Origin of the sequence: Paraburkholderia sp. LEh10 (assembly GCF_017814945.1) — a bacterium.
GTDB lineage: Bacteria > Pseudomonadota > Gammaproteobacteria > Burkholderiales > Burkholderiaceae > Paraburkholderia.
In genome coordinates this window covers 16,510-42,622 of record NZ_JAGIPX010000056.1, presented here as the reverse complement: position 1 = coordinate 42,622, position 26,113 = coordinate 16,510, and the positions used below count along the sequence as shown (strand labels likewise).

Genomic DNA, 26,113 nt, shown 5'->3' with positions numbered 1-26,113 from the left:
GCAACGCGAGGCGTGACACTCACGCGATCAAGATTTCCGGACCGCGCGCAGTGATCGCCTTCGCGAGCGCGCGGTCCGGTGCGAGTTCCGTCACCACGTAGCGCGCTTTTTCCAGTCCGTCGATGCGCACGGGCGTCACGCGGCCGAATTTCGAATTGTCGGCGACGACAATGACCATGTTGCCCGCGCCGATCATCCGGCTGCGCACTTCGGCGGCCATGCGCGAGTAGTCGGACAGTTGGGCGTCGGGCGTGATGCCGCCCGCGCCGATCAGCGCGAAATCCGCGTGATAGTGCGATAGCTGGTGAATCGTATCGAGGCCGAACGCGGCGTCTTCGTTGTCCGACAGCTCGCCGCCGAGCAGCGTCACGCGGTTGTCATTGCGGCGCCCGAGCAGCAGCGCGATGCGCCAGTCGTTCGTGTAGACGGTCAGGCGGTGGCGATCCGTCAGCGCGCGCGCGACAGCGTGCGTCGTGCTGCCCGAGTCGATGATGATGGACGCGCCGTCCGGCACCAGCAGCGCCGCGCGCTCGCCGATTGCCCGTTTCGCGCCCGCGTTCGCGGCTTCGCGGGTGTCGAGGTCGGGCTCGCGCCGGTCGCTCGACAACGCGCCGCCATGCGTCGTCACGATCAGGCCGCGCTCGGCGAGCGCGTTCAGATCGCGGCGGATCGTCTCGCGCGATACGTTCAGTTCGCGAACCAGTTCGGCGACCGACAGCGCGCCCGTCTTGGTGACCTTAGCCAGGATGTATTGATGACGTTGTTCTGCCAGCATCGGTGGGTTGGCCGCCGCGAGGCGGCGAGCGTGTGTTCTGGGATTGGGCTAGCCCGGCGTATTGTATTACGCACCCGCTCCCGGCGCGGAGGTAGGACGTGACGAATCGCTTGCGAATCGATTGCGCATCGATTGCGCGCTACCTGCAGATGCCTTGCGCGTGCGGCGGCGCGCGCGCGCAGAGAGAGAGAGAGAGAGAGAGAGAGAGAGAGAGAGAGAGAGAGAGAGAGCATCCATACCGGTGTTCCGGGCGGCGTATCCCTGCTAATCTGAGCGGTCTTGGCGCGCGGCCCGAATTGCGCGCCGTTAAACGCCCCGACACGCGCCCTGTTAAACGTCCCGACACGCGCCCCGACACGCGCTCCGTCGAACGAACCGCCGATGCCCCCACTGTTTCGCCGACTACGACTGCTGTTTCACGCGCTGCGCTACGGCGCGCGTATCGTTTGGCTCGCTGCGCCCAAGCAGCACAAGCTGCACTGGATCGTCACGCTTGCCGCGCGCGTGCACGCGTCGCCGGGCGGGCGCGCCGGCGTGCATCGCGCGCTGCCTAATCTCGGCCCGCTCGCGAGCGCCTTTGCCGAATCGCTCGCGCGCCATCCCGAACTCGCGACGGGCACGCTGCACGATGCAATCGACGCCGTCAGCCACCTCGAAACGCCGTTGCCGCCGAACCAGGTCGAGCACGCGATCGCCACGGCGCTCGGACGCCCCGTCGCGACGCTTTTCGCCTCGATCGATCTGACGCCCGCGCGAAACGGCTTCGCCGAACAGACCCATGTCGCGCGCCTTGCGGAGCCGATCGACGGACATTGCGACATCGCGATCAAGCTCGTGCGCACCGCGCAGGTCCAGGAAATCGCCGACGAAGCGGCGTTGCTGCGCTGGGTCGCGCGATGGCTGGAAAAGCTGTCGAAGCAGGCGCGGCGTCTGCGGCTGCGCGACATCGCCGACACCTTCACGCAGGAAATCCTGCGCCGCTTCGATCTGCGCGCCGAAGCCGCGAACCTGAGCCAGACCGCCCATCATTTCGCCGACGACAAGCGTCTCGCGATCCCCGCTGTAATCTGGGAGCTGTGCACCGACCGCACGCTCGCGATGCGCCATGTCGAGTCGCTGCCCGCGCTGGATCTGTCCGGCCTGTCGGCGCGCGGCGTGAAGCTGGTGCCGCTCGCCGAGCATCTGATCGAAGTGGTCACTGAACAGGCGTTCGAGCACGGCTTCTTCCACGCGACGCTCGATGCACGCCGCGTGCGCGTGAGCATCGAGCCGGACACGCTGGGACGCATCGTGCTCGCTGACTTCGCGGTGATGTCGAGCCTGTCGACGCATGAGCGCGAGTTCTTCGTGCACGGCTCGACGGCCCTCTTCGACCAGGACTACGGCCGGCTTGCGCATCTGCATCACGAGGCCGGGCACGTGTCGCAAGAGACTCGCCCCGAGAAGCTCGAAGCCGAGCTGCGCACGCGCGCCGAAGCGCATTTCGCGGCAGAGTCGCATGAGCGCTCGGCGGGCGCGCTGTTTCATCATCTGCTCTTTGCCGTGCATCCGTTCGGCGGCGAAGTGCCGCCGCGCCTTGCCGCCGCACAGCGCACGTTCGAGCAGGCGGAGATGCTGGCGAACGCGCTGCATCCCGGCGTCGATTCGTGGAAGATCGCGCGCTCGGTGCTGCTGAAGCTCGCGCGCCGCGAGCGCGATCATCGCGGCTGGATTAGGCACATCGCGCAGGAATTGCCGCATCTCGCGCATCTGGCGCCGCGTATTCCGCAACTGGCCGTGCGCTATCTGCAGCATCAGCATGCGGCGGCGACAGCGCGGCAGCAGGCGCAACTGGTCAGCGACGTGCTGGTCGAATACCGTCGCACGCGCGCGCTGCTGTGGGCGTGCACCATTTGCGGCGGATTGCTCGGCGCGATCGCGGTGCTGCTCGCGTATTGAACGATTGCCCGATTGAGCACCCGATGCCGCAGCGGGTGCCCGTCCGCGACGCGCCCGCCCAGCTTCGAGCCAGTGCAGATTCGAACAAGACAGCCGGATACGCTTGCTCCGATACTGCGAGCCTCTTGTCCGTGGTCCGGGCTGTCCGATGCTGGTCGTGTTCAATGCCGTTGTTTTCGTCGTTCTATGGTCGACGGGGTTCGTGGTCGCCCGCGCAATCAAGCCCTATGCCGATCCGAATCTGTTCCTGCTCGCGCGCTTCAGCGGCACCGCGCTGCTGTTCATCGCGGCCGCGCTGCTCGCGCGGGTCGCATGGCCGACGGGCCGCGCGCTCGGCAAGCACCTGATCGCCGGCGCGCTGCTGCAAGGCGTGTATCTCGGCGCGGGCTACTGGGCCGTCGCGCAGGGCATGAGCGCGGGCATCATGGCGCTGCTCGGCGCGCTGCAACCGCTTCTGACGGCGGCCGTCGCCGCGCCGCTGTTCGGCGAACGCCTGTCGGCGCGCGGCTGGTCGGGCATGCTGCTCGGCCTCGCCGGCGTCGCGCTCGTGCTGCAACCGAAGCTCGCAGCGGCCCAGGCGCCCGTCATGCACGGCGGCGTGCCGCAGTGGCTGGTCGTGACCGTCTCGATTCTCGCTGTCTGCGCGATCACGGCGGGCACGCTGATCCAGAAGACGTCGCTGGCGGGCGCGGATATCCGCAGCGCGAGCGCCGTGCAGAACTTCGGCGCGGCAATCGTCGCACTCGTGTTCGCGCTGGCGCTCGGCGAGCACAAATGGATTCCGTCGCCCGGGTTATGGCTGTCGCTCGCGTGGGGCATCGTGATGCTGTCGGGCGTGAGCGTCACGCTGCTCGTCTGGATGGTCCGGCGCGGCGACGCGTCGCGCGCGACCGCGCTGTTGTTTCTCGCCCCGCCGCTCGCCGCGCTCGAAGGCTATATCGGGTTCGGCGAAACGCTGACGGCCGTGCAAGCGGCGGGCTTCATCGTCGCGTTGATCGGGGTGCTGCTCGCACGGTCGTGAATACGCTTCGCGGCGCGGCGCGCGGCCGCTAGTCCGCCGTATCGGCGTTCGCGGGCACCTTTGCGCGGACCTGGCGGCTGGGCACCGGCGACCACGCGGGCCGCGCCTTGCGCTGCGAATCGACGACAGCGATATAGCGCCCGGCCCAGGGCGTCGCGACACGGTCCGAATGCAGCACCCACAGCGACTTGCCGTCGGCGACGAGCGCCTCGTACTCGCGGTCGAGAATGCCGTAGTGATCGAGAAACACGTTCAGCGATGCGGGTATCCGCACGCAGCCCTTCGAATGGCGGATGCCGAGAATCGGCTCGAGCTTGTCGGGGTCGGTGGCATGCATCTGGAAGCGCATCTGCGACATGCCGCCCTTGCCCCAGCCGCGTTCGCCCTGCGCCCAGCCGAGGTCGAAGATGCGCATGTCGTGCTTGCCGTAGCCACGGATGCCGTTCTGGTTCATCGTGCCTTCCGCGCGCAAATCCATGTTGTCGGGCGTGTGCTCGAAGACACCGAGGGGCGTGATGAAGTGATCGAACTGCCCGGGCCGCCCCGTCGCGACAGGCGACGCGCCGATCATCTGCCACGTGTCGACAGGCACGGCGCGAAAGTAGACAAAGAGCGCCTGCACGTTCTCATTGCGATCGACGAGCACCACATACTCGCCTGACAGATTGCCCAGATCGTTCTGCTCCAGCGCGTTCTGCAAGCGCCCGCCATACGCGCGCTGTTCGGCGGCGGGCACATTCAGACGGCGCGTCACGCTGCGCGCGAACACGTCGCGCATCAACAGCGCACGGCGCGGATCGGCGCCGCCGACGGCATCGTGGGCGGCGACGGCCGACGCGTCAACGGCAGGGCTCGCCGGGTCTTGCGGCGTATCGCTCGCGAACCCGTTCGATGCCGATGCAGGAACAGCCAACGACAGCGTCAATGAAATGACCAACGACGTGGCCAACGACCTGACCGCTCCCGACGCGAAGCGCCGCGCGCGCGTAGCCGTTCCATGCGGAATGGTCCACCTTGCCCCGTCACAATCGCGCCGTCCATCGTCTTGCAGATCCACCCTCTCTCGTGCAGGCGGAATAAACATCATGTTCTCTTTTTTGCTGTTCATTTTTGTTCGAACATCACTGCCTGTCGCTGAACCCGCGCAGCCGCTCGTGGCATGCCGTCGGGCGCTTTCCGGCGTCAGGGGCGATGCGCCTCGCGCCGGCTGCTGAAAATGACAAACCGGTCACGCCGGCTTTTCCAGTGCGTGGCGCATACCGTACTGTCGATTTAAAGCCTCGATCGTTCAGATTTGATTATGGGTATGCCACATTAAACCAGACAACGCTTGATGGCGCACCCAATTCTGCAGTTCATGCAATCATCGATGGACATGAACGCGGCTTTCGAGGAGAACGCCCATGGATCAGCAGGAACGCGCCGCGCGACAGCGGCAGATCGCAGCAGAACTGCATGTCGCCGACGGCTTCGATCCAGCGCTCGAAATCGAGCGGCGCATCGCGTTTCTCGCCGACTATCTGCGCGCGAACGGGCTCGCGACCTATGTGCTCGCGATCAGCGGCGGCGTCGATTCGCTGACGGCGGGACGCCTCGCGCAACTCGCTGTGGAGCGGCTGCGCGACGCGCAATACGACGCGCGCTTCATCGCGATGCGCCTGCCTCATGGCATCCAGCACGACGAGCGTGACGCGCAGCACGCGCTCGCGTTCATTCGCGCCGATGAAACGCTGACCGTCGATGTCCGCCCCGCCGCTGACGCGATGCTGTCTTCGCTCACCGCAAGCGGCATGAGCTTTGCAAACGATTCGCAACAAGACTTCGTCCACGGCAACATCAAGGCGCGCGAGCGGATGATCGCGCAGTACGCGGCGGCGAGCACGCGGCGCGGCATGGTGATCGGCACCGATCACGCGGCGGAATCGGTGATGGGCTTCTTTACGAAATTCGGCGACGGCGGCGCCGACGTGTTGCCGCTCGCGGGCCTGACCAAGCGCCGGGTGCGAGCGCTCGCCAAGGCGCTGGGCGCGAGCGACGCGCTCGCACACAAGGTTCCGACCGCCGACCTGGAGATGTTGCGCCCTCAACGTCCAGACGAGGACGCGTACGGAATCCGCTACGACGACATCGACGATTTTCTGGAAGGCAAGCCCGTCAGCGAAGCAGTATTCGATACCGTCATGCGCTTTTACGACAGCACGCGGCACAAACGCGCGCTGCCTTGCACGCCGTTCGACTGAACGCTGCCTGCGGGCCTCACGAGCGCGTTACTTGCGCGGCGGCGTCTCGTCGCCGCCGAACGGCACGGCGCTCACCTGCAGCGAGACGCCGCCCAGTTGCTTGCCGTTGAACTGCTGCGCGATGACGTCGGCGACATAGGCTTCGTCCGCGTCGACCTCGACCTTCGCGTAAGCGTTCGGCGTGCCCTGCTCGAACACTTCGATGTCTTTAGCATAGTGGCCGAGCTCGTGGCCGAGAAAATCGCGCACTTCCTGCTCGGAGCAGGCTTCAGGAATATTCCACACGATGATCTTCATACGCGCCACGCTCCTGCTTTGTAGATGGTCATGCAGCGGATGCCGCGCCTTTGTGCCGCGCTGCGCGTTGCACCGATCACCGTGACGGAACGGCCTCGGGATGTGTCGTCCCGATGGTCAGCGTAGCCAGATTCGTGCCCCGGAGCAAACTGGTTAAGCAGGGTTCAAACATGATTCCGGCGCAGCGCAAACAGCGCCCGCGCGTGCGGGAAACTCAGTCCACGCGTTCGACGCTCGCCGCGCTCACCCACCACGCCATCTTGCCTTGCGGCACGTGCACGAGCACGGCGCCCGGATCGGACACGCCGTCGTCGGCGATTTCGCAAACGTCGAGCCCGTCACCCAGACGCTTCACCGTGCCGGCGTCCTGAAAGAGCGCGAGACGGTGGGCGCTGAGCGGTTGCAACTGGCTGTATACGTCGTAGCTGATCGCGCCGGGCACATCGCCGCGAATCCGCAGCGCGCCGTCCTTGCCGCATGACGACGCCGCCAACGCGGCGTGACTCGCGGCGAAACAGCCGAGCGCGGCGACCATGCCGGCGACCAAAGATTTCATCATCGTGATTCTCCGAAATAGATGCTTGTTGCCTGTTCCTGTTGAGCCCGAGCGAGCGCACTCGACAGCATCCGGCGATCGAGTTTCACGAACCATCGTTGCCCGTTGGCGCCATCCCACGGTCGCCGTCGCAGGGCGCGCTGCCGAAGCCCGCATAGTGCGCGGACCAATTGCCAGCGATGGCCGCCTGCGCGTCGCTCAGCGTCATGCGCCCCTCGCAGACGCAGCGCTTGAGCTTCGCCGTCAGCAGTTCCTTGCGGCGCTCGCCGCGACGTCCGCCCCAAGGCAGAAGGTCGAGATTGTCGGGCGCTTCTGGCGATCCGCCCAGCACGATCGGCACGCGGCGATCCAGCGCCTAGCGTCTGCCGTGCTCCACGCCGATGCGGCGCTCGGTGAGAAGCCGCTCCTTGTGATCCATCATGTCGTCGAACGGCGGCGAAACCGTGTCCGCATAGCCCGGCCGACATATCGTCGTCGCAATGTTTTCCTGCGTGACGCGTTCGTCGAGCATCGACGCATCTTGCGCGAGCGCAGGCCCCATTTGCAGATGCAAGCCGGCCGCGATCGCCGCCAGCGCGACGCCGCGCTTGTGCATCATTCGCGCGAGCCCGCGATGCGCAGCGGGCGACGGACGGGAGATTCGATTCGACGGGTGCTGTGCGCCTGGGCGTGCGCGGTCGTCATACTTGCATTCATTAATCAGCGCGCCCTTGAGGACGCGGAAGAGTTAATTCGCAAGATGATTAAAACACATTAGACACGCCTGACGTAAATGCCGCCGGGTGGAATCGCCTGGCTTTTCTGAGGCGGGCGGCGTCGAGGGCGCCGTGCAACGCTTTGCGACGCCCTCATTGCGATGCCGATACGGCTACGAAATAACAGTGAAGCAGTGAAGCCGCGGCGCGAAACTCGATTCGCAGCCGCGGCCAGCACAAGCCTCAATGCATCTTTGCAGCCGTGAGTGCCTGCAACGCGCGCACGCGCCCCAGTGCCTCCGTATTGCTCACCGTCGACTCGTACATCGCAGCCAGATCGGCCTTCAGCGCGGTACGCGAGCCGCCGTCGAGGTACACCATATGCCCCGACGGATAGAAGCGCGCGGACAAGTTGTCGCGCACCTGCTGGCTCAACAGCGGCATTTGCTGCAAATCGAGCACCGTCTGGTAGAACGGCGTGACGAAATCGTAGAAGCCGTTTGCCGACAGCACCTTCAGATCCACGTTGAGCGCCATCACGGCCGCGAGGTCGCCCGCCGTGTACAGGATGATGTTGCCCTTGCTGTCGATGCCCTTCTGCTCGCCCGTCGGATCGATATGGCTGAAGTCCCAGTACTTGAACGCCTGGTCGTTCAGGTCCGTGAATGCCGAGTTCGACGTGAACTTCAACTGCTCGTTCAGATACACATTCCACATCGTCGTGTAGACGCCCGTGACAGCTGTCATCGTCGGATCGTTCCCGCCTGAGTTCGGATCGATCTTGCCGGCAATGCCCGTCTCGATCGCCGTTACGCGGCCGTCATACGCGCCGAGCGCAAGCCCCTTCGACTTGAGCAGCGTGGTCAGGAACAGCGAGTTGCCCCGGCTGTCGTACCCGGCGATATCGAGGCTCCAGGCGAGCAGCGTGGTCTTGTCGATGCCCGTGTATTCGCTGAGCTTTTCGACCACGGCATTGTCGGTGGTCGGAAACTTGCGCAATGCGTTCAGGTAGTCGGTGCGCGCGAACTGCGCGACCTCTTCGACGAACTGGCCGAGGTCGGTCGGCCTCGGCGCGATGCCGAGCTTCTTGTGATACCACGCGTCCGCAGCGGCCGTCGGCAGCGCGCCGACGGGGTTGCCCGCCTGCGTGTAGTCGAGAATCGACGACTGCAGCGTGATGCCGTTCAGATCGACGCCGTCTTCGTGCAGCTTGTAGGCGAGCACGCAACTGCGCGCCGTTCCATACGATTCGCCGAACAGAAACTTCGGCGAATTCCAGCGGTTGTTCTTCGTCAGAAAGCGCTTGATGAACTGCTTGATCGAGTCCGCGTCCTGATCGACACCCCAAAAATCGCGGTTCTTGCGCGGCGCGATGGCGGCCGAGTAGCCGGTGCCGACGGGGTTGACGAACACGAGGTCGCTCTTGTCGAGCAGGCTGTCGGGGTTATCTTCCATCTGATACGGCGCGGGCGGCGTGAAGCTCGGCATCGACGTCCTGATCCGCCGCGGCGCGAACGACCCGAGCAGTACGAACACCGATGACGACCCCGGCCCGCCGTTATAGAAGAACGTGACAGGGCGGGTTTCTTCTTTCTGGTTGTCCTGCGTGAACGCGACATAGAACATCTTCGCGCTGGGCAGTGAACTGGACGGATCGACCGTCACCAGATGGCCAGCCGTCGCCGTGTAGTTGATCTTCTTGCCGCCGATCGTGATGGAATGCTTCGTGACCGCGGCATTTTCGCTGCTGTCAGTGACCGAGTCGTCGGGCCCGTTGCCGTACGCGACGGGATCGAAGAACGGCTGGTCGCCGGCCTTGTGCGGCGAGCTCTCAGCCGCCGGCTCGTGCGCGGCGTGAGAATCGTGAGGCGACTGCATGCTGCCGGAAGCTGATTCTGTATTCGTCATGATCGCTCCATCGAATGCTTATATGTATTGCCCACTGTTGCGACGCGCTCATCGCCGCCGAAAACACGACGCCCGGACCGCGAGCGCCCGCTCTCCAGACTATAAAGCCGCCGCCACCTTCACACCATTAGGGCTGCCCAAGCCCGTGCAGGCGTCCCAACCCGTGGTTGCGACATAACTGCCGTTGTTGCCCTGCGTGATGTCGTTGCAGACGCCCGAAGCCTTGTACAACTTCGGATTGACGAAGCCGACAGGCGTGCCCTTCGCGCCGTTGATACGCGCGATCAGCGCGGCCCATAGCGGCGCGACGGCGCTGGTGCCGCCGACCACCGTATTGTTGCCGTCGACGATCACGTCGTAGCCCGTGAGCGGCGACGCATCGCCGGCGACGTCGGGCACGCCGCGGCCCGTCAGCGCGCGCTTGCCGCCCTGCGCCCCGGACGTGGACAGACCTTCCTGCCACGCCGGCACGGCGAACGTGCCGCTCACGCCGCCGCCCGTCGCGCCGCCGTCCGCGCCGTCATTCCACGCCACTTCGTGCGTGACCGTCTGCCCCGAGCCCTGCAGGCGGGTGCCGCCGCACGCGAGCACATAGGGACTCGACGCGGGAAAGTCGACGTGATCGCCACTGTCGCCGACACCGTCGCTCGAGCCGCTGTCGCCCGATGCCGCGCAAACCGTCACGCCGATCGCCGCCGCCGATTGCAGCACGTCGTTGAAGGCGTTCATCGATTGCGCCGTCCATACGCTTTCGGGCGCCCCCCAGCTGATCGAGATCACCGACGGCTTGTTCGTCGTGTCATGCACCGCCTGGCTGACGGCGTCGATGAAGCCGGCGTCGCTATTGGCCGTGAAGTACACGGCGATGGTCGCGCCCGGCGCGATCGCACCGGCGATCTCGACGTCGAGCGTGACTTCACCGTCCGGCCCGTTCGGGTCCCCCGTCGGATGGTTGCTGCTCTGGTCCACGCCGACGGCGACGACTTTCGGCGCGCTCACGCCGAGGCTCGAAAAATACTGTGTGAGATCGGCCGTGCGGTAGCCGCCGCCCAGCTCGATGATGCCGATGCACTGACCACTGCCGTCGCCCTGCGGAAACTGGTACAGCGACGCGAGCTGCAAAGGCGTGAACGACGTCTCCTGCTGCGCCCTCGCGGGCCGGAACGGCGGACGGATGCGGAAATGCGGCCGCGCCTGCGGGCGGTCGTCGAGGCCCAGCACGGCCGTCACGACGCCATGCAGATCGTCGGGCACGCTAATCACGCCCGTGCGGCCGCGAAACCGGCCCAGCGATTGATGCTCGTAGTGCTGCAACTGGACGTCGAACGCCTTCTGGAACTGGTCGACGGTGCCGCTCAACACGACGGTCCGCGCCGACGGGTCTTCGCGCACGAATGCGAGACCGTGCTGCACCGCGAAGGCTTTCAGCTTTGCAATATCTTGTGCGGCAGCGCCGAAGCGCTGCTCGAGTTCTTTACGCGACAGCGGTTTCGCGTCCGGCGCGCCCGCTTCGATCTTCTTCATCAACTCGGCGAACTGCTGCTCGTCCTTGCGGCGCAGCACGACCACCACCTGAATCGTTTCCGACGGATCGCACTGTGCAACCACCTTCGAGCCAGGCGCGATCTTGCGCTCGCTACCGGGCAATGGATGCTTCGTCATGGTTAGGTTCTCCCTGGGCATGGCCAGAAACCACGCGTTGGACACGGCGCGCGTGAGACGGATACGGAGCAGCGCTGCGCGGCCGCCGCGTTTCGCCGGAAGCCATGAGCGCCATGAGTGCCATGAGCGTCGCGAGCCCACGTCAACCGTCCGACAAAACGATTCGAACACAGTTCCGGCGCGTCCGACACCTGGCCGAACGGCTAGCTTTGAAGATCGCCGCGTGCGGGTTACGCTGCTCCAGCAGCTTTTGCGCTGTTGCGTTACGCTATGCGACCGCGTGCCGAAGAGCGTGCGAAAAACCGAATTCGAGGACCCTCCATGACCATCTCGATGTATCAGGCATCCATCCCCGTGCTGATTCGCGGCCTCACGAACCTGCAAAATATTCTTGGCAAGGGCCAGGCGCACGCAGCGGAAAAACAGATCGATCCGTCCGTGCTGACGGGCGCGCGTCTCTTTCCGGACATGCATCCGCTGGCTCGTCAGGTGCACATCGCAACCGACACCGCGAAAGGTTGCGCGGCGCGTCTCGCCGGTGTCGAAGCGCCCAAGTACGATGACGTCGAGTTCACGTTCGACGAGCTCCACGCCCGCATTCAAAAAACGATCGAATATCTGAAGGAGTTCAACGCCGCGCAGATCGATGGCTCGGAAACGCGCGGCGTCACCTTGAAGATGCGCAGCGGCCCTGTCGAGTTCAACGGCCTGTCTTATCTGCTCGGCTTCGCGATGCCGAACTTCTATTTCCACATCACGACGGCATACGACATCCTGCGTCATAACGGCGTCGAGCTCGGCAAGCTCGACTTCCTCGGCAAGCCGAATAGCTGAGACGGCCACATCGAGTCGCAACACGCGGGCGGGCGGAGTCGGCCGGTTCGCGTGTGCGCCGTGCACGCGGGCACCGTCCCCGCGGCGGCATCAAACGCGCGGCTGGAACGCGATGACGCTCATGCCCGCGAGCGTCAGCGCGGCGCCCGCCAGATCCCAGGCGCTCGGCCGCACGTGATCGACGCACCACAGCCAGAGAACCGCCACGGCCACATACACGCCGCCGTACGCGGCATAGACGCGGCCCGCCGCCGTGCCGTGAAAGGTCAGGAGCCACGCGAACAGCGCGAGGCTCAGCGCGCCAGGTAGCAGCAGCCACGCGGGGCCGCCGTCCTTGAGCCAGCGCCACGGCAGATAGCAGCCGACAATTTCGGCGATGGCGGTCACGACGTAGAGCAACAGGGTCTTCATCGGTACGGTCGGATTGATGGTCAAGGCACGCGCAATCAGCCGATGCGCAGGCCGGGGTTCGTTTTAACCCGGCAGTCTATCGCCTTTATTGACACAATCACTTTGCCCGTCGATGGCACGCCGTGCGACAGTCGTCGCTCGCCCGCCGTCAACGATCGAGATCGACCACATGAGTGTCAAATCGCCCTGTATCGACGTCTGCAAGTTCGACAGCAAAACCGGCTTTTGTGTCGGCTGTCTGCGCACCAGGGAAGAATGCAAAGGGTGGAAGAAGATGAAAGACAAGCATCGCCGCAAGGTCATCGACCAGAAGCCGGAGCGCGCGGCGATGATCCGCAAATAAGCATGTGACGGCCGCCGCTCAGTCCAGCGAAAGGCGCAGCGCGAAACCGATCAGCGCGGCGGAGAACGTCCAGCGCTGCAGCGTCTGCGCGAGCGGATGCGAGCGCACCCACCCGGCGATGCGCGCGGCGCCGATCGCATAGAGCGCGTCGAAACACGCGCCGATCGCGACCAGCACGATTCCCAGTTCGAGCACCTGCGACGCGACGGGCCCTGCCTCCGGACGCACGAACTGCGGCAACAGCACCGAACAGAACAACAACGCCTTCGGGTTCAGCAAGTTCGTGAACAGCCCTTTGACGAACGCCGTCCACAGCGCGCTGTCGTCGTCCGTCTGAGCGCCACCCGACGGCAGCGCGAACACCGGCGAGCGGAAAATCTGCACGGCCACCCACGCCAGATAGAGCGCGCCGCCGTAGCGGACCACTTCATACAGCCACGGCGCGTTGCGCAGCAGCGCGGCGACGCCGCAGGCAGACAGCGTCACATGCGTCGCGCGCGACAGGCCGAGGCCGACGGCGGCCGCAAAACCGTTGCGCGCGCCGCGTCCGATGCTCGTCTGAAGCACGAGCGCCATGTCGGGACCGGGCAGCGCGAACACCACCACGAGAGCCGTGACATACATGATCAGAAGATGAGCGGAAACCATGGAAACCTCACGTGTCGAGGCATTCATGATGCATTCGGCCGGCTAGAGAATGCTGGCGATTTTCGGCCATTAAAAGCCATCGATTGGAGGAATGCCCTAAAATCACACATCCGACCACGGATTTCCCCTCGCCATGAATGACCTCGACAAGACCGATCGCGCAATCCTCGCCGCGTTGCAGGCCGACGGCCGCATGTCGAACGCGAAGCTCGCCGAAACGGTCGGGCTGAGTGAAACGCCATGCGCGCGGCGACTCAAACGGCTCGAAAACGACGGCTATATCGAGCGGTATCGCGCAGTGCTCTCACGCCCTGCGCTGGGGCTAGGCGTGGTCGCGTTCGTGTACGTGCGCTTCGCCGTGCACGACCGCGCCACGGCAACGCGCTTCGAGCGCGAGATCCAGGCGATACCGCGCATCCTGTCCTGCCACAACGTTTCGGGCAGCGCCGACTACATCTTGCAGGTGGTCGCGCGCGATCTCGACGATTACGGCACATTCATGCGCGACGAACTGCGCAGTTTGCCGGGCGTCACATCAGTGGAATCGTCGCTGTCACTGCGAGAGGTCAAGTCGCCAGGCGGCTTGCCCGTTTGATGACGGCGCGCGTCCCGCGCAACGCGTGAGATGCCGCGACTCGTGGCATAGTGAGCGCCTCGCCATCACGGCACACAATGAATCACGGAGAGCATGGGCATGGACCACGCAGCGGCGCGAGCCGAAGAAACCCGCGCAATGGAGCGCGTACTGAACGCAACGAAGCAGGTTCAGACCGCATTCGCCGCGCTGCAATCGCAGTTCCCTCCGGCCGGAACCGGCCGCCCGTCGCAGATCGCGCTGCAGACGTTCGACGCCGCCCTTCAGGAACTCGAAGACGCGCAAGCTGCGTTCGATACGCTGCTCAACGACCTGCTTGACGGCAACCGTTGAGCGGACTACGCGTCGTGCGCTGCTTGCGTACGGCGCATCGCGCGGTGCAAACGCGGGCGGCTCGCCGCCTAGCGCCGCGGTAAATACGGAGGGTTATCGGCAGCAGACAGTTAGTTGCGTAACATGCTCGGCATAATTTCAATGAATACTCGCGGATTCACCAAATAAACTTCAGGAATGCATCACCCGCCGCTATGCTGGCTTCACCTCTTCCAAGGCGAAACACGCGATGGCGGAACTCTTTCTGGTACGGCACGGCCAGGCGTCGTTGGGCGCTGACGACTACGACCGGCTGTCGGACGTAGGCGAACGGCAAGGCATCTGGCTCGGCGAATACTTTGCGCAGCGCGATATCGCGTTCGATCGCGTGATGTCGGGCACCTTGCGGCGCCACGCGCAAACCGTCGACGCGATCCGGCACGGCCTGCGCGCGCTTCCCGCCGAATGCGAGATCCATCCGGGTCTCGACGAATACGACTTCCACGCGCTCTTTCGCGCGCTCGGCGAAACCCATCGGCAGCTCGCGGAACAGGCCACCCGCAGTCCGCGCGATTTTTTCAAGGCGCTGCGGCAAGTCCTGCATCTGTGGGCCGAAGGCGCGCTCGACGGCGGCGTGCCCGAAACGTGGCGCGCGTTCCAGCAGCGTGTCGCCGACGCGCGCGCCGCGATCCAGCAAGGCAGCGGCCAGCGCGTGCTGGTGGTCAGCTCCGGCGGCGTGATCGCCGCGCTGACGCAACAGATCCTGCAGGCGCCCGCCGCGACGGCCATCGCGCTCAACATGCAGATCCGCAACAGCAGCGTCAGCCACTACTTCTTCAATCGCGACGCGCTGCACCTGTCGAGCTTCAACGGCATCGGCCATCTCGACGACCCGCAGCGTCGCGCATATCAAACCTATGGTTAGTCCACGGCAACGCATCGAACGACATGACTCGCGATCATCACGACACCCCTCTCGACACCGACCGGCTCGCGCGTTACCTGGCGCAGCACGTAGCAGGTTTTCGCGGCCCGTTAAGCGCGACGAAGTTCGCTGGCGGCCAATCCAACCCGACCTTTCTGCTCGACGCACAAAGCGGCCGTTACGTGTTGCGCCGCCAGCCGCCCGGACAACTGCTGAAGTCCGCGCACGCCGTCGACCGCGAATTCCGCGTGCTGCACGCGCTTGCCGAGACGCCCGTGCCCGTCGCGCGCGCATGGCATCTGTGCGAGGACCGCGACGTGATCGGCAGCATGTTCTATCTGATGAGCTACGAAGAAGGCCGCATCTTCTGGAACCCCGCACTGCCCGAACTCGACCGCGACGCGCGGCGCGGGTACTACGCGGCGATCGTGCAGACGCTCGCGGCGCTGCACGATGTCGATGCCGAAGCGGTCGGACTCGGCGACTATGGGCGCGCCGGCAACTACTTCGAGCGCCAGATCGGTGTGTGGACCAAGCAGTACCGCGCCGCCGAAACGCAACGCATCGCGCCGATGGAAGCGCTGATCGACTGGCTGCCTGCGCACTGCCCCGCCGATACGCCCGATATGCAACGCCCGTCGCTCGTGCACGGCGACTTCCGCATCGACAACCTGATCTTCGCGAACGACAAGCCGCAAGTGCGTGCGATTCTCGACTGGGAACTGTCGACGCTCGGCAACCCGCTCGCCGATCTCGCGTACTTCTGCATGTGTCTGCGGCTGCCGTCGCAAGGCCACATCACGGGGCTGCGCGGGCAGGATCGCGCCGCCCTCGGCGTGCCCGACGAAGAAGAGATCGTCGCGCAGTACTGCAAGCTGCGCGGCCTGCCCGCGATCGACAACTGGCCTTTCTATCTCGCGTTCAGCTTCTTCCGGCTCGCGTCGATTGCGCAGGGCGTAAAGGCGCGCGCGCTGCAGGGCAACGCATCGAGTGCCGACGCACATGAAGTCGGCGCAATGGTCGAGCCGCTCGCGCAACTCGCCGCGGAACTGATTGCATAGCCGTCGAACCCAGCCATCGATAAAGACCTCAAGGAGACAACATTGAGCACCGACCTTTTCAACCTCACAGGCCGCATCGCGCTCGTGACGGGCGCAAGCCGCGGCATCGGCGAAGCGATTGCAAAGCTGCTCGCCGAACAGGGCGCGCACGTGATCGTATCGAGCCGCAAGCTCGAAGAATGCGAACAGGTGGCGGCCGCGATCCGCGATGCGGGCGGCCGCGCGGAAGCGCTCGCGTGCCACGTCGGACGCATGGAGGACATCGCCGCGACGTTCGCGCACATCCGTGAAAAGCATGGCCGGCTGGATATTCTGGTCAACAACGCGGCGGCCAATCCGTACTTCGGCCATATCCTCGACACCGATCTCGCCGCGTACAACAAGACCGTCGAAGTGAACCTGCGCGGCTACTTCTTCATGTCGGTGGAGGCGGGCAAGCTGATGAAGGAGCAAGGACGCGGCGCAATCGTCAACACGGCGTCCGTCAATGCGCTGCAGCCCGGCGACCGGCAAGCCATCTACTCGATCACGAAGGCGGCTGTCGTCAACATGACGAAGGCGTTCGCGAAAGAATGCGGACCGCTCGGCATCCGTGTGAACGCGCTGCTGCCCGGCCTGACGAAAACGAAATTCGCCGGCGCGCTGTTCGAGAACAAGGACATTTACGACCACTGGATCAACAACATCCCGCTGCGCCGCCACGGCGAGCCGCACGAAATGGCGGGCACGGTGCTGTATCTCGTGTCCGACGCGGCGAGCTATACGAACGGCGAATGCATCGTCGTCGATGGCGGCCTGACCATCTAGCACCTTACACAGGAACTCATCATGAATTTCGGCTACAGCCCAAAGGTTGAAGACTTGCGCCAGCGCGTGCGCGCCTTCATGGACGAACATATCGTGCCGCGCCAGCGCCAGTGGCTCGAAGAAGTGCACGCGGGCCGCTATCCCGTCTCGTTTATGGAGGAGCTGAAGGCGAGAGCCAAAGCCGAAGGCTTGTGGAATCTGTTCCTGCCGCATCTGAAGGACGACGAGCCGGGCACGCGCCTCACCAACCTCGAATACGCGCCGCTCGCGGAGATCATGGGCCGCATTTCGTGGGCGCCCGAGGTGTTCAACTGCAACGCGCCCGACACGGGCAACATGGAACTGCTGCACATGTTCGCGACGCCCGCGCAGCGCGAGCGGTGGCTCATGCCGTTGCTCGAAGGCACGATCCGCTCGGCGTTCGCGATGACGGAGCCGGACGTGCCATCGTCGGATGCGACGAACATCACGACGTCGATTCGCCGCGACGGCGACGGCTATGTGATCAACGGACGCAAGTGGTTCATCACGAACGCCGCGCATCCGGACTGCAAGATTTACATCGTGATGGGCAAGACCGATCCGCAAGCGGAGAGCCATCGGCAGCAAAGCATGATTCTCGTGCCCGCCGATACGCCGGGCCTGAAAGTGTTGCGCAACATTCCCGTGATGAATCACATCTCGCCCGAAGGACACTGCGAAGTGACGTTCACCAACGTGCGCGTCCCCGCGTCGAATCTGCTCGGCGAAGAAGGCAGCGGGTTCGCGCTCGCTCAGGCGCGGCTCGGGCCGGGGCGCATTCACCACTGCATGCGCTCGATCGGCGCAGCGGAGCTTGCGCTCGAGCTGATGATCGCGCGCTCGCAGGAGCGCAAGACGTTCGGCAAGTATCTGCATCAGCACGGCGCTGTCGGCGAATGGATCGCGAAGTCGCGCATCGAAATCGATCAGGCGCGGCTGCTGGTGCTGAAGACAGCGTGGCTCATCGACGAAGTGGGTGCAAAGGCGGCGCGCAAGGAAATCTCGATGATCAAGGCGCTGATTCCGCAGTTGCATACCACCGTCTGCGACCGCGCGATGCAAGTGTTCGGCGCAATGGGCGTGAGCCCCGATACGCCGCTCGCCGATCACTGGACCTGGGGCCGCGCGCTGCGTTATGCGGACGGTCCCGACGAAGTGCACCTGCAGGCGATCGCGCGCATGGAGATTGCGCAGGGCAAGGAGACGCTGGGCGCGAGCGCCGCGTATCTGAACGTGCCGCCGCGCGATTGATCGTTTCCAGCGCTGCACGAGGACGCCTCGCCGCGCCACCGTCGCTTATGATATCGGGCCGCGCAACCATGTTGCGTGAGCCGGGAGTAAGCGCTAAAGGAGACTATGCGATGCGTCCGCCGAAGCTCGACCTCAACCTGTTCGTCGTATTCGAAGCGATCTACGACAAGCGCAACCTGACACGCGCGGCCGAAATGCTGTTCATCACGCAGCCCGCCGTCAGCAACGCGCTCGCGCGCATGCGCAAGGCGTTCGACGATCCCCTCTTCGTCAGCACGCCGTCGGGCATGGTGCCGACGCCACTCTCGGAGAACATCATCGGCCGCGTGCGCGAAGCGCTGCAATTGCTGGAGACGAGCGCAACGGAAGGCGACGTATTCGTGCCCGCCGCGGCGGAGCGCACGTTTCGCCTCAGCATGCCCGATCTGACCGAGGCGATCCTGTTGCCCGCGCTCGGCGAAGTGTTGCAGCAGCAGGCGCCCGGCATGCGCATCGAAAGCTATTTCACGCCGCGCAGCGAACTGGCCGCCGCGCTCGCAACGGGCAAGATCGATTTTGCGATCGACGTGCCCCTCGTCCACGATCCGCAACTGCACCAGGCGCCCCTTGGCAGCGACCGTTATGCGTGCATGCTGCGTCACGATCATCCGTTCGCGGGCGACACGCTGACGATGGACGACTATCTCGCGCTCGGCCACATTCAGGTATCGAGCCGCCGCCAAGGCAGCGGCCTCGTCGATGCGGAGCTGCACAAGCTGGGCAAGCGCAGGCAGATGCAAATGCGCGTGCAGCATTACATGGTCGCGCCGCTGATCGCACTGCGCACCGATCTCGCACTAACGGCGCCCGTACAGCTGCTGCAGCGCTACGACGCGCGCATTCTCGAATTGCCATTTCCGCTGGCGAATGTCGAATGGCATCTGTACTGGCATCGCAGCGGCGAGCAGGACCAGGCGAACCGCTGGGTGCGCGGCGAGGTGATCCGCCTGATGAACGAGATGGCCGAGCCGCAGCGCGCGTGATCGTCGCGATGGCGGACGGCACACGCAACGCGGACGATCAACGCGTGAACGTTCCCAGCCCTTCCGCGTTGTAGTACTCGAGCGTCACCTGATTGCTCAGAAACGAGACCTTCGAAATCGTGCCGGGCGCGGCGTTTTCGTTGACGAGCGTGAACGTGAAGGTATCGCCGTCCCAATGCGACAGCGGCAGGCGCAACGGCGTCGCACCGAGCGTCAGGAGCAGCGATCCGCCCGCGTCGCTGATCTGCGCCGGCCCGTAGTAGTCGTTGTTGTAGCTGCCCGTGTATGTCGAGAGCGCGCGCGCCGGAAACGGCGACGCGGGCGGCGCGACGCCGACGAGCGAGCCCGTCGGCCTGGTGAGGCCGGCTAACGCGTCGCTATAGAGCGTGAACCAGTCGCGCTGGATCGCGCCGAACTGCACGAGATCGAAGAACTGCGCGGTGAGTGTTTCGGGCACGCCGATCGGAAAGCCATTGGTGAGCGCCACGATCGCACAGCCCGTCGAAGGCACCACGACGAAGTTCGTCGCCGCGCCCGCGGCGAATGCGCCCGAATGGCTGTAGCTCGCACGGCCCGCCGCCGTCGTGCCGACGTTGAAGCCGAAGCCATAGTAGCCCGCGCTCTGTCCGCCGCCGGCGGGAGCCGTCTGCGACTGCGGGCTGATCGCCGCATTGAGCGCCGTTGCGTCGATAAGGCGCTTGCCGTTGAAGACGCCGTTGCCGAGCATCATCGCGAGCCACTTCGCCATGTCGTTCGCGCAGGAGCTGACGCCGCCCGCGGGCGATTGCGCATCGGGCATCGAGCCGAGGCCGGCCACCCATTGGCCGTTGCGCTTCACGTGGCCGGTGGCGCGGTTTGCCCGCGCGATGAAATCGGCGTAGCGCGAACTCGTGCTCGTCATGCCGAGCGGCTGATAGAGCGTTTGCTCCGATAATGTCGCCCAGTCGCGGCCAGCCGCCGACGCCACCGAGATCGCGCCCGCCGTCAGACCGAAGTTCGTGTAGAAGTACGAGCGGCGAAACGGCGCGAGGGGCAGATAGCGCAAATGCTGCAAGATCGTCGTCTGATCGTAGCCCATGTCCTCCAGCAAATCGCCGGCGTGATCGGGCAAGCCCGAGCGGTGCGCGTACAGGTCGCCGATGCTGACTTGCGCGCTCACGTCCGGGTCCGACAGCGTGAACCACGGCAAATGCGCGCGCACGGGCGTGTCCCACGAAACCGTGCCGATGCCCACCTGATGCGCGACCACCGTCGAGCCGATCGGCTTCGACAGTGACGCCAGCTGGAACACCGTGTCGGAATCGACGGGCAGTCCCGAGCCGACGAGCCGCGTGCCGAAGCCTTTCGCATAGACCGTCTGCAGATTGCGCACGACAGCGACCGACATGCCGGGCACGCCCGTCGACGTCATCAGGTTGTTCGCGAGCGTGTCGAGCTGCGCGATCGCGGCGTCGATCTGCGCGGCGGGCACGGGCGCATCCGCGCTGCTGCCCGAGTTGCTGCCTGAGTTGCTACTATTACCGCCGTTGGCTGAATCGCTGGAGCCGCCGCACGCGGCGACGGCTCCGCACAGCGCAGCGCCGAGAAAGCGCCGCCGCCCTTGCCTTGAGGTCATGTCAAGTCTCCGGATGACTGCTGCGGCGCCGATGTCGAAGGCGCGTGCCGGCGATGTCGTCGTGCACGCCGCGCCCGGCTTTCAGTTATAGATCATCGGGCAAGAGAGTTGAAAGCCCCACATTCGGGAGGCGGTGCGGCAGCGCGCAAACCATCGCGCGCAACAACGCGCTTTATGCGATCCGTCATCGCCATGCCTCTGCCAGTGCAATGGCGGCCATGAAGCACGGCAGCGACAGCATCGAATGACGCTCGAACAGCCGCGTTGAAAAGCTCCGCGTGCCCGTGCAAGCGCATTGGCGTGCGTGGGCGCGCTCCGTCACGGCCCCGTCACCGACAGATACGCAGCGACCTGGTCGATCTGTGTGTCGTTCAATGAAGCCGCAACGGCCGTCATCGTTCCAGGCTTCGGCACGCCGTCCTTCGCGCGCGTCTGGAATTCGTGCAGCCGCGCGATCGTGAAAGCCGCGGGCTCGCCCGCAATGGCCGGAAATCTCGCGCCAGTGCCTTTTCCGCCCGCCGCGTGACAACTGAAGCACGCCGGCACGCTTGCGCCCGCACCCATCTCGGCCAGTTGCTGGCCAGCCATGACGAGCGCATGCGATGGCGGCAGCGAAGCCTTCACGACAGGTGGATGCTGGGTGGCAAAGTAAGTGGCCAGCGCGCGTATGTCGCTATCCGACAGGCCGCGTGCGACGGCCTGCATCGGCGCGCTCGCGCGCGTGCCCGCCTTGAACATCGACAGCGCATGCGCGAGGTAATCCACATTCTTGCCGGCGAGGCGCGGCGCGCCCGTGTCGGACCCGGCGCCCAGCGCGCCGTGGCACGCCACGCAGTTTGCCGTCGAAGGCATCGGCGCGGCGGCATTGTCATGCGCGGCTACGACGTTGTCCTGCGCGAAGCTCGCGCTCGCGAATGCGCCAAGCGACAACATCATGCATAACGGCGCATGGCGCAAGACAGCGTGAGCAAACGATCGCATTGCCTTCGCGCGCCATCCGCTCTTGTGTTTTCCTTTGTCTGCATCGCGGGAGCAGAGCAGCCGTGCGCGTTCCAGCATCGGGTTTCTCCAGACGGGAAATATGAGCGCTGCCTCGGCGTCGAGCCAGCATGAGCGTCGAGCGTAGCCGAAACAAAGGCGCTCTTGCGCGACATGTCGAAGATGTAATCCGGGGGAAATGCTGAGGTTATCTGGCGGCCATCAAGCGAATCGACGTGGCTCGGCGTATCCGGCAAAGGTAAGGCTCTCTTAAGGAGACGCCCCCTAGCCTGTCGACTTTGCGCTGCGGGCTTTCTGCGCCGCCTTCCCGATCAACACCCGAGCCGGATGCAATGAAAAAATCGAACCTCTTTGTCGCGAAAGTCCCCGAGGCAACCCTCGCGTTCTGGATCATCAAGATCGCCGCCACCACGCTCGGCGAAACGGGTGGAGATGCCGCGTCGATGTCGATGAACCTGGGCTATCTCGTCAGCACGGTCGTCTTCGCGATCATTTTTGTCGTTGCCGTCGTCGCGCAGATCAAGGCGGACCGATTCAATCCGCTGCTGTACTGGATCACCGTCATCGCCACGACGACGGTCGGCACGACGCTCGCCGATTTTGCCGACCGTTCGCTCGGCATCGGCTATGCGGGCGGAAGCGCGCTGCTGCTGTTCCTGCTGCTCGCTTCGCTGTTCGTCTGGCATAAGACCTTGGGCTCCGTGTCCGTCAACACGGTTGCGTCGCCGAAAGCCGAGATGTTCTACTGGATAACGATCATGTTCTCGCAGACGCTCGGCACCGCGCTCGGCGACTGGACGGCCGACACAGCGGGCTTCGGCTATTCCCGCGCTGCGCTGATCTTCGGCAGCCTGCTGCTGGTGCTCGTCATTGCGTACTACGCAACCCGCCTTTCGCGGACTTTGCTGTTCTGGGCCGCGTTCATCGTGACCCGGCCGCTCGGTGCCGTCGTCGGCGATTTCCTCGACAAGCCGATTGCAAACGGCGGTCTTGCGATGAGCCGGTATGGCGCATCCATCGCACTTGTGCTGTTCATTCTGGCCTGCGTGTCCGTATTCCGTCAGCGGCCGGCTGCCGTACATCGAACGACCGCAGATTAAAAAGGTTAGCTTGCCCGGCACGCGCACGTTCGGACGCAGCGCCGGAAATCGGCCGGCGCCTGCGCCATGCAGCCGGAAAGATCATGCGGCAGTCGGGTTACTGCGGACGCACCACGAGATAGGCCAGATGTTTCGGGGTCCCTTTTCCGCCATGACCATTGACATGATCCGGCACGTTGAACCGTATTCTCAGGGCCTCTTCGTCCCACTTCAACTCGGTATCCGTCGCCGGGGACACCGAACCTGACAGCGCGTCGACGAACTGTACGGTTGCGCGGCCCGACGAAGGCGGAGCCAGACCGGGCGCATCGACGGTGCGCCAGCCTGCCAGCGCGCGCACCTGCATCACGATCTGTTTGCCCGAGTACAACGCGCTGCCGGATGCTTCGGGACCGAACTGCAGTTTCTGCGGGAACCGCGACAGCGCGCCGCCGACTGTCTGATTCAACACGATGAGACTCTGTCCGGAGACGTTGTACGTTCTGGCGGGCGGCCCTCGATGCGTCAGGCGGAACGGTTCATAACCGTCCCAGTGGTACACCATCGATACATACTTGTTCGGGTCGTTCCATTCCCGATCGAGCGCCCACACGGCGAAATCGAAGAAATAACGCGGCAGGTAGTGATCGTCGCTCATGTATCTGTCACCGATCTCCGTCTGCCACAAGCCGCGAGCGGGGCCCTGCTTCACATAGCGTTCGTAAAGGTAATCGAAGTCCTTGACCGCAAGGTAATGTGTATCCAGGTAGTCCACGCAGTCGAGCATCCGCTGGTTATATCGTGGACTTCTGTACTCGAGCCACTTGCTGAAGGTCTCGAGCCCGCCCTGGTCCGGCCAGCCGCCATAGACGACATACGCGCCGTAGCGGCGGATGATTCGCGCGGCGGGAATGTGGATTTTCTCCACATAGTCCTCCATCGCGCGTTCATATGGCGCATGCTGGGTATCTTCCGTGCCCGGTCGGGCCGCACCGTGCCAGAACGATGCCTGTGGAGAACCGCCAGAAAGTCTCCCCGCTGCCTCATTCCATACCTGGAAGAAGCGCACGTTGTATGGCGGCGCGTAGTACTTCCGGACCACGGCTTCCACATAGCGCTCCCATGCCTTCACATCGAGGGGTGCCGACTTGGTATCGCCAGGCACGCTCGCATTCCACGCAGGTGTATAGGCGAGCAGCAGCAACGTATGAATGCCCTGGCTGTTGTTACGAATGATGACGGGCGGCAGGTCGCTTCCATTGCCGTTTCCCGTCTTGTCGACTCGCATCTCGTCCGACGCACTATGAGCTTGCCCCGGCCCCACAGGTCCGCGCGCCCAGGTGATCCCCATCTTCTTCCACATTGCAATATCACTGTCCGAGCCGGGCCAGCCATTGGACCCGATCATCTCGGTCATCCTTCGTCCTGTGGACCGTGCCGCAGAACTGGGCCGCGTCGTAGCCGCAACGACGGGCGACCATAGCGGTCGCAACGACGTCAATCCCAGTGCCGCCAAGGTATGAAGTACAAGTCGTCTGTTACGCCTTTTCATAGAGTGCCTTGAGTTCGTTGCCCATTACAATCGCGCCTGGACGGCCTGATTGGAAACAAGCCCCGCTAACAGAGTCGCCGTTGGATGTGCGATGCTTTGCCGCCAAAGCAGCAAAGCAGAAAGCTCCATGACGAAAGCATTTACTCGACGGCTCAGAGGCCAGTTATGCTTCGCGCTTTCTAGCCGTCTGCGATGCGGCGCTGCGATTGATGTGAACCGCGATGTCTCGTGCAATTCGTCCGTTCGAAAACTGGGGTCGCCAGTCGATCGCCAACGATTCGTCGATCGACAACACGTGCTGAAGTTTGAGCATCAACAATTGTTCCCGCGCTAACAGTCGATACCCCGAAAGCCGCGACAGCCACATTACCGGAAAGAGCGGAACGGAGATCTTTCGCACATTCCGCACACCGAGTTCCGCTGCAATTTCGTCGATCCATTCGCGGATCGACAGTGGATTCGGGTCCGCAGCGTTGAAGAATCCGCTGGCACGGGTTTCGGCGACACGATAGATCAGGCTCGCCACGTCGATCACATGCACCATGTGGATCTTATGATCACCGCGCCCGGGAAAAGCAACGAAGCCGAACTTCGTCATCATCTTGACGAAGCCCCGAAATAGCCCTTCTCGCCCTTCTCCGCCGATGATGCAGGGAATGATGGTCGCCGCACCCGGCATGGTGTCGACGAATGCCTGCGCTGCCATCTTCGATCGGCTGTAGACACCTTCGCCACCCATCTCACTGTGTATGTCGTACTGTTCCTGCCCGGTTTGCCGGTACATCATGCTGGTACCGACATGAATGAAATGGGGCGCCTGGTGTCTGTAGCGTTCGCAAAGATTCTTCGCGGCGAGGACGTTGTTCCGGTTGAAAAACGATTTTCTGAAGACGAGCGGTACGCCCTTCGTGACGTACTGAACGGCCGCGCAGTTGACCACGACGTCACAATCCGGAAGCGAATTCGTGAAGGCCGGATCGGCCAGGTCGCCACGCAAATCGACGGACCCCGTTCTGTCAGTGCTGATTACCTCGTGAGCGCGCGCCTTGAACAGCTTGACGCACTCCGTCCCGAGAAAGCCTGCTGCACCCGTTACAAGTACTCGCATACTATGGCTCCGTATTGCTGTCCTACGATTTTGCAACCAGGTATACACCGGCGATAATGACGGCAATGCCTATTAATTTCTGAGCCGAAAGAAACTCCCCAAAAAAATACCAGGCGGCTAACGCGTTGACCACGTATCCGATCGAGAGCATCGGATACGCCACGCTCACAGGGACCTTCGACAGGGCCACAATCCAGATAGCGACACTCAATACGTAGCACGCCAGTCCGCCCATGATGTGCGGCTCGAATCCCACTCTGAAAATGGTCGAGACTGCTGCATCGCGCCCGAAGTTGAGCGCTCCAAGCGCGTTCGTTCCTGCCTTCAACCACAGTTGCGCCATGGCATTTAGCAAGACGCCGCTCAGAATCAGACCAAAACTCAAGATACTCACTTATCCTCCGGATCAGTTTCACATGGCGTGGGGGTTTGCCGCGC

Annotated in this window: 28 protein-coding genes; 13 read left to right on the top strand and 15 right to left on the bottom strand. The window is 64.1% G+C overall.

Going from position 1 to position 26,113, the window contains the following annotated elements:
• Positions 1 to 19: 19 nt before the first annotated feature.
• On the bottom strand, positions 20 to 775 hold the full coding sequence (locus tag J8I87_RS33215) for a DeoR/GlpR family DNA-binding transcription regulator (RefSeq protein WP_209936471.1): 756 nt from the start codon (positions 773 to 775) through the stop codon (positions 20 to 22).
• A 381-nt stretch (positions 776 to 1,156) separates the two neighbouring features.
• Here J8I87_RS33215 and J8I87_RS33210 point away from each other — a divergent pair, with 381 nt between their 5' ends.
• Both J8I87_RS33210 and J8I87_RS33205 read left to right on the top strand, forming a co-directional pair.
• Positions 1,157 to 2,713 carry an AarF/ABC1/UbiB kinase family protein gene (locus J8I87_RS33210; protein WP_209936470.1) on the top strand — a complete coding sequence of 519 codons (1,557 nt, stop codon included), beginning with the start codon at positions 1,157 to 1,159 and terminating at the stop codon, positions 2,711 to 2,713.
• Between the two features lie 148 nt (positions 2,714 to 2,861).
• A complete protein-coding gene (locus tag J8I87_RS33205) occupies positions 2,862 to 3,734 on the top strand; it encodes a DMT family transporter (RefSeq protein ID WP_209936469.1) in 873 nt (290 codons plus the stop codon).
• 28 nt (positions 3,735 to 3,762) lie between these two features.
• Here the strand turns inward: J8I87_RS33205 and J8I87_RS33200 are convergent, their stop codons facing one another.
• Positions 3,763 to 4,818, bottom strand: coding sequence for a L,D-transpeptidase (locus J8I87_RS33200; RefSeq protein WP_409518857.1), 1,056 nt, complete (start codon positions 4,816 to 4,818; stop codon positions 3,763 to 3,765).
• A 319-nt stretch (positions 4,819 to 5,137) separates the two neighbouring features.
• Here J8I87_RS33200 and nadE point away from each other — a divergent pair, with 319 nt between their 5' ends.
• Positions 5,138 to 5,974, top strand: a complete 837-nt coding sequence (gene nadE / locus J8I87_RS33195) for an ammonia-dependent NAD(+) synthetase (protein ID WP_209936466.1) — start codon at positions 5,138 to 5,140, stop codon at positions 5,972 to 5,974.
• 27 nt (positions 5,975 to 6,001) lie between these two features.
• Here nadE and J8I87_RS33190 read toward each other — a convergent pair whose 3' ends face one another.
• From J8I87_RS33190 to J8I87_RS33170, 6 genes are all read right to left on the bottom strand, one after another.
• Positions 6,002 to 6,271, bottom strand: coding sequence for an RNA-binding protein (locus tag J8I87_RS33190; protein WP_209936465.1), 270 nt, complete (start codon positions 6,269 to 6,271; stop codon positions 6,002 to 6,004).
• A gap of 214 nt (positions 6,272 to 6,485) precedes the next feature.
• On the bottom strand, positions 6,486 to 6,830 hold the full coding sequence (locus J8I87_RS33185) for a hypothetical protein (protein ID WP_209936464.1): 345 nt from the start codon (positions 6,828 to 6,830) through the stop codon (positions 6,486 to 6,488).
• An 82-nt stretch (positions 6,831 to 6,912) separates the two neighbouring features.
• Complete coding sequence (locus tag J8I87_RS46420) at positions 6,913 to 7,167, bottom strand: hypothetical protein (protein WP_409518855.1); 255 nt, start codon at positions 7,165 to 7,167, stop codon at positions 6,913 to 6,915.
• 15 nt (positions 7,168 to 7,182) lie between these two features.
• A complete protein-coding gene (locus J8I87_RS46415) occupies positions 7,183 to 7,425 on the bottom strand; it encodes a hypothetical protein (RefSeq protein WP_409518854.1) in 243 nt (80 codons plus the stop codon).
• 340 nt (positions 7,426 to 7,765) lie between these two features.
• Positions 7,766 to 9,430: a S10 family peptidase gene (locus tag J8I87_RS33175; protein WP_209936463.1), complete on the bottom strand. Its 1,665-nt coding sequence runs from the start codon at positions 9,428 to 9,430 to the stop codon at positions 7,766 to 7,768.
• Between the two features lie 99 nt (positions 9,431 to 9,529).
• Positions 9,530 to 11,092: a protease pro-enzyme activation domain-containing protein gene (locus J8I87_RS33170; protein ID WP_209936462.1), complete on the bottom strand. Its 1,563-nt coding sequence runs from the start codon at positions 11,090 to 11,092 to the stop codon at positions 9,530 to 9,532.
• Positions 11,093 to 11,413: 321 nt separating this feature from the next.
• Between J8I87_RS33170 and J8I87_RS33165 the strand changes: the two genes are divergently transcribed.
• The gene (locus J8I87_RS33165) at positions 11,414 to 11,926 is read left to right on the top strand and encodes a DUF1993 family protein (RefSeq protein WP_209936461.1); all 513 of its coding nucleotides are present in this window, start codon (positions 11,414 to 11,416) and stop codon (positions 11,924 to 11,926) included.
• 90 nt (positions 11,927 to 12,016) lie between these two features.
• Here J8I87_RS33165 and J8I87_RS33160 read toward each other — a convergent pair whose 3' ends face one another.
• Positions 12,017 to 12,337, bottom strand: coding sequence for a YnfA family protein (locus tag J8I87_RS33160; RefSeq protein ID WP_209936459.1), 321 nt, complete (start codon positions 12,335 to 12,337; stop codon positions 12,017 to 12,019).
• 169 nt (positions 12,338 to 12,506) lie between these two features.
• Here J8I87_RS33160 and J8I87_RS33155 point away from each other — a divergent pair, with 169 nt between their 5' ends.
• Positions 12,507 to 12,680, top strand: a complete 174-nt coding sequence (locus J8I87_RS33155; protein ID WP_209936482.1) for a DUF1289 domain-containing protein — start codon at positions 12,507 to 12,509, stop codon at positions 12,678 to 12,680.
• Between the two features lie 18 nt (positions 12,681 to 12,698).
• Here J8I87_RS33155 and J8I87_RS33150 read toward each other — a convergent pair whose 3' ends face one another.
• Positions 12,699 to 13,328 carry a LysE family translocator gene (locus tag J8I87_RS33150; protein ID WP_209936458.1) on the bottom strand — a complete coding sequence of 210 codons (630 nt, stop codon included), beginning with the start codon at positions 13,326 to 13,328 and terminating at the stop codon, positions 12,699 to 12,701.
• Positions 13,329 to 13,461: 133 nt separating this feature from the next.
• Here J8I87_RS33150 and J8I87_RS33145 point away from each other — a divergent pair, with 133 nt between their 5' ends.
• The 7 genes from J8I87_RS33145 (at position 13,462) to J8I87_RS33115 (ending at position 19,322) form a co-directional block, all read left to right on the top strand.
• Positions 13,462 to 13,923, top strand: a complete 462-nt coding sequence (locus J8I87_RS33145; RefSeq protein WP_209936457.1) for an Lrp/AsnC family transcriptional regulator — start codon at positions 13,462 to 13,464, stop codon at positions 13,921 to 13,923.
• Positions 13,924 to 14,022: 99 nt separating this feature from the next.
• Entirely contained in the window at positions 14,023 to 14,256 is a 234-nt protein-coding gene (locus tag J8I87_RS33140) for a hypothetical protein (protein ID WP_209936456.1), read from the top strand.
• A 229-nt stretch (positions 14,257 to 14,485) separates the two neighbouring features.
• Positions 14,486 to 15,160, top strand: coding sequence for a histidine phosphatase family protein (locus J8I87_RS33135; RefSeq protein WP_209936455.1), 675 nt, complete (start codon positions 14,486 to 14,488; stop codon positions 15,158 to 15,160).
• Positions 15,161 to 15,183: 23 nt separating this feature from the next.
• Positions 15,184 to 16,221, top strand: a complete 1,038-nt coding sequence (locus tag J8I87_RS33130) for a phosphotransferase (protein WP_209936453.1) — start codon at positions 15,184 to 15,186, stop codon at positions 16,219 to 16,221.
• Positions 16,222 to 16,263: 42 nt separating this feature from the next.
• A complete protein-coding gene (locus J8I87_RS33125) occupies positions 16,264 to 17,028 on the top strand; it encodes an SDR family oxidoreductase (protein ID WP_209936452.1) in 765 nt (254 codons plus the stop codon).
• Between the two features lie 21 nt (positions 17,029 to 17,049).
• The gene (locus tag J8I87_RS33120; protein ID WP_209936451.1) at positions 17,050 to 18,300 is read left to right on the top strand and encodes an acyl-CoA dehydrogenase family protein; all 1,251 of its coding nucleotides are present in this window, start codon (positions 17,050 to 17,052) and stop codon (positions 18,298 to 18,300) included.
• Positions 18,301 to 18,410: 110 nt separating this feature from the next.
• Positions 18,411 to 19,322, top strand: coding sequence for a LysR family transcriptional regulator (locus tag J8I87_RS33115; RefSeq protein WP_209936450.1), 912 nt, complete (start codon positions 18,411 to 18,413; stop codon positions 19,320 to 19,322).
• 37 nt (positions 19,323 to 19,359) lie between these two features.
• Here J8I87_RS33115 and J8I87_RS33110 read toward each other — a convergent pair whose 3' ends face one another.
• Complete coding sequence (locus J8I87_RS33110; protein WP_209936448.1) at positions 19,360 to 20,937, bottom strand: serine hydrolase; 1,578 nt, start codon at positions 20,935 to 20,937, stop codon at positions 19,360 to 19,362.
• Between the two features lie 318 nt (positions 20,938 to 21,255).
• Positions 21,256 to 21,873 carry a c-type cytochrome gene (locus tag J8I87_RS33105; RefSeq protein WP_245254342.1) on the bottom strand — a complete coding sequence of 206 codons (618 nt, stop codon included), beginning with the start codon at positions 21,871 to 21,873 and terminating at the stop codon, positions 21,256 to 21,258.
• Between the two features lie 395 nt (positions 21,874 to 22,268).
• Here J8I87_RS33105 and J8I87_RS33100 point away from each other — a divergent pair, with 395 nt between their 5' ends.
• Positions 22,269 to 23,036: a hypothetical protein gene (locus J8I87_RS33100; protein ID WP_209936446.1), complete on the top strand. Its 768-nt coding sequence runs from the start codon at positions 22,269 to 22,271 to the stop codon at positions 23,034 to 23,036.
• Between the two features lie 97 nt (positions 23,037 to 23,133).
• Here the strand turns inward: J8I87_RS33100 and J8I87_RS33095 are convergent, their stop codons facing one another.
• The 3 genes from J8I87_RS33095 to J8I87_RS33085 form a co-directional block, all read right to left on the bottom strand.
• The gene (locus tag J8I87_RS33095; RefSeq protein ID WP_209936445.1) at positions 23,134 to 24,567 is read right to left on the bottom strand and encodes a hypothetical protein; all 1,434 of its coding nucleotides are present in this window, start codon (positions 24,565 to 24,567) and stop codon (positions 23,134 to 23,136) included.
• A 163-nt stretch (positions 24,568 to 24,730) separates the two neighbouring features.
• Complete coding sequence (locus J8I87_RS33090) at positions 24,731 to 25,675, bottom strand: NAD-dependent epimerase/dehydratase family protein (protein WP_245254347.1); 945 nt, start codon at positions 25,673 to 25,675, stop codon at positions 24,731 to 24,733.
• Between the two features lie 22 nt (positions 25,676 to 25,697).
• Positions 25,698 to 26,069 (bottom strand): SMR family transporter, encoded by a 372-nt coding sequence (locus J8I87_RS33085; RefSeq protein ID WP_209936442.1) that lies wholly within the window; start codon positions 26,067 to 26,069, stop codon positions 25,698 to 25,700.
• Positions 26,070 to 26,113 lie beyond the last annotated feature (44 nt).

Bases quoted from the DNA above. Each gene is read 5' to 3' on its own strand.
- J8I87_RS33175 (WP_209936463.1), bottom strand. From the start codon at position 9,430: ATGACGAATACAGAATCAGCTTCCGGCAGCATGCAGTCGCCTCACGAT.
- J8I87_RS33130 (WP_209936453.1), top strand. From the start codon at position 15,184: ATGACTCGCGATCATCACGACACCCCTCTCGACACCGACCGGCTCGCG.
- J8I87_RS33115 (WP_209936450.1), top strand. From the start codon at position 18,411: ATGCGTCCGCCGAAGCTCGACCTCAACCTGTTCGTCGTATTCGAAGCG.
- J8I87_RS33095 (WP_209936445.1), bottom strand. From the start codon at position 24,567: ATGAAAAGGCGTAACAGACGACTTGTACTTCATACCTTGGCGGCACTG.
- nadE (WP_209936466.1), top strand. From the start codon at position 5,138: ATGGATCAGCAGGAACGCGCCGCGCGACAGCGGCAGATCGCAGCAGAA.
- J8I87_RS33100 (WP_209936446.1), top strand. From the start codon at position 22,269: ATGAAAAAATCGAACCTCTTTGTCGCGAAAGTCCCCGAGGCAACCCTC.
- J8I87_RS33135 (WP_209936455.1), top strand. From the start codon at position 14,486: ATGGCGGAACTCTTTCTGGTACGGCACGGCCAGGCGTCGTTGGGCGCT.
- J8I87_RS33090 (WP_245254347.1), bottom strand. From the start codon at position 25,675: ATGCGAGTACTTGTAACGGGTGCAGCAGGCTTTCTCGGGACGGAGTGC.
- J8I87_RS33190 (WP_209936465.1), bottom strand. From the start codon at position 6,271: ATGAAGATCATCGTGTGGAATATTCCTGAAGCCTGCTCCGAGCAGGAA.
- J8I87_RS33140 (WP_209936456.1), top strand. From the start codon at position 14,023: ATGGACCACGCAGCGGCGCGAGCCGAAGAAACCCGCGCAATGGAGCGC.
- J8I87_RS33110 (WP_209936448.1), bottom strand. From the start codon at position 20,937: ATGACCTCAAGGCAAGGGCGGCGGCGCTTTCTCGGCGCTGCGCTGTGC.
- J8I87_RS33160 (WP_209936459.1), bottom strand. From the start codon at position 12,337: ATGAAGACCCTGTTGCTCTACGTCGTGACCGCCATCGCCGAAATTGTC.
- J8I87_RS33200 (WP_409518857.1), bottom strand. From the start codon at position 4,818: ATGTTTATTCCGCCTGCACGAGAGAGGGTGGATCTGCAAGACGATGGA.
- J8I87_RS33150 (WP_209936458.1), bottom strand. From the start codon at position 13,328: ATGGTTTCCGCTCATCTTCTGATCATGTATGTCACGGCTCTCGTGGTG.
- J8I87_RS33155 (WP_209936482.1), top strand. From the start codon at position 12,507: ATGAGTGTCAAATCGCCCTGTATCGACGTCTGCAAGTTCGACAGCAAA.
- J8I87_RS33165 (WP_209936461.1), top strand. From the start codon at position 11,414: ATGACCATCTCGATGTATCAGGCATCCATCCCCGTGCTGATTCGCGGC.
- J8I87_RS33170 (WP_209936462.1), bottom strand. From the start codon at position 11,092: ATGACGAAGCATCCATTGCCCGGTAGCGAGCGCAAGATCGCGCCTGGC.
- J8I87_RS33120 (WP_209936451.1), top strand. From the start codon at position 17,050: ATGAATTTCGGCTACAGCCCAAAGGTTGAAGACTTGCGCCAGCGCGTG.
- J8I87_RS33145 (WP_209936457.1), top strand. From the start codon at position 13,462: ATGAATGACCTCGACAAGACCGATCGCGCAATCCTCGCCGCGTTGCAG.
- J8I87_RS33185 (WP_209936464.1), bottom strand. From the start codon at position 6,830: ATGATGAAATCTTTGGTCGCCGGCATGGTCGCCGCGCTCGGCTGTTTC.
- J8I87_RS46415 (WP_409518854.1), bottom strand. From the start codon at position 7,425: ATGATGCACAAGCGCGGCGTCGCGCTGGCGGCGATCGCGGCCGGCTTG.
- J8I87_RS33215 (WP_209936471.1), bottom strand. From the start codon at position 775: ATGCTGGCAGAACAACGTCATCAATACATCCTGGCTAAGGTCACCAAG.
- J8I87_RS33205 (WP_209936469.1), top strand. From the start codon at position 2,862: ATGCTGGTCGTGTTCAATGCCGTTGTTTTCGTCGTTCTATGGTCGACG.
- J8I87_RS33210 (WP_209936470.1), top strand. From the start codon at position 1,157: ATGCCCCCACTGTTTCGCCGACTACGACTGCTGTTTCACGCGCTGCGC.
- J8I87_RS33105 (WP_245254342.1), bottom strand. From the start codon at position 21,873: ATGATGTTGTCGCTTGGCGCATTCGCGAGCGCGAGCTTCGCGCAGGAC.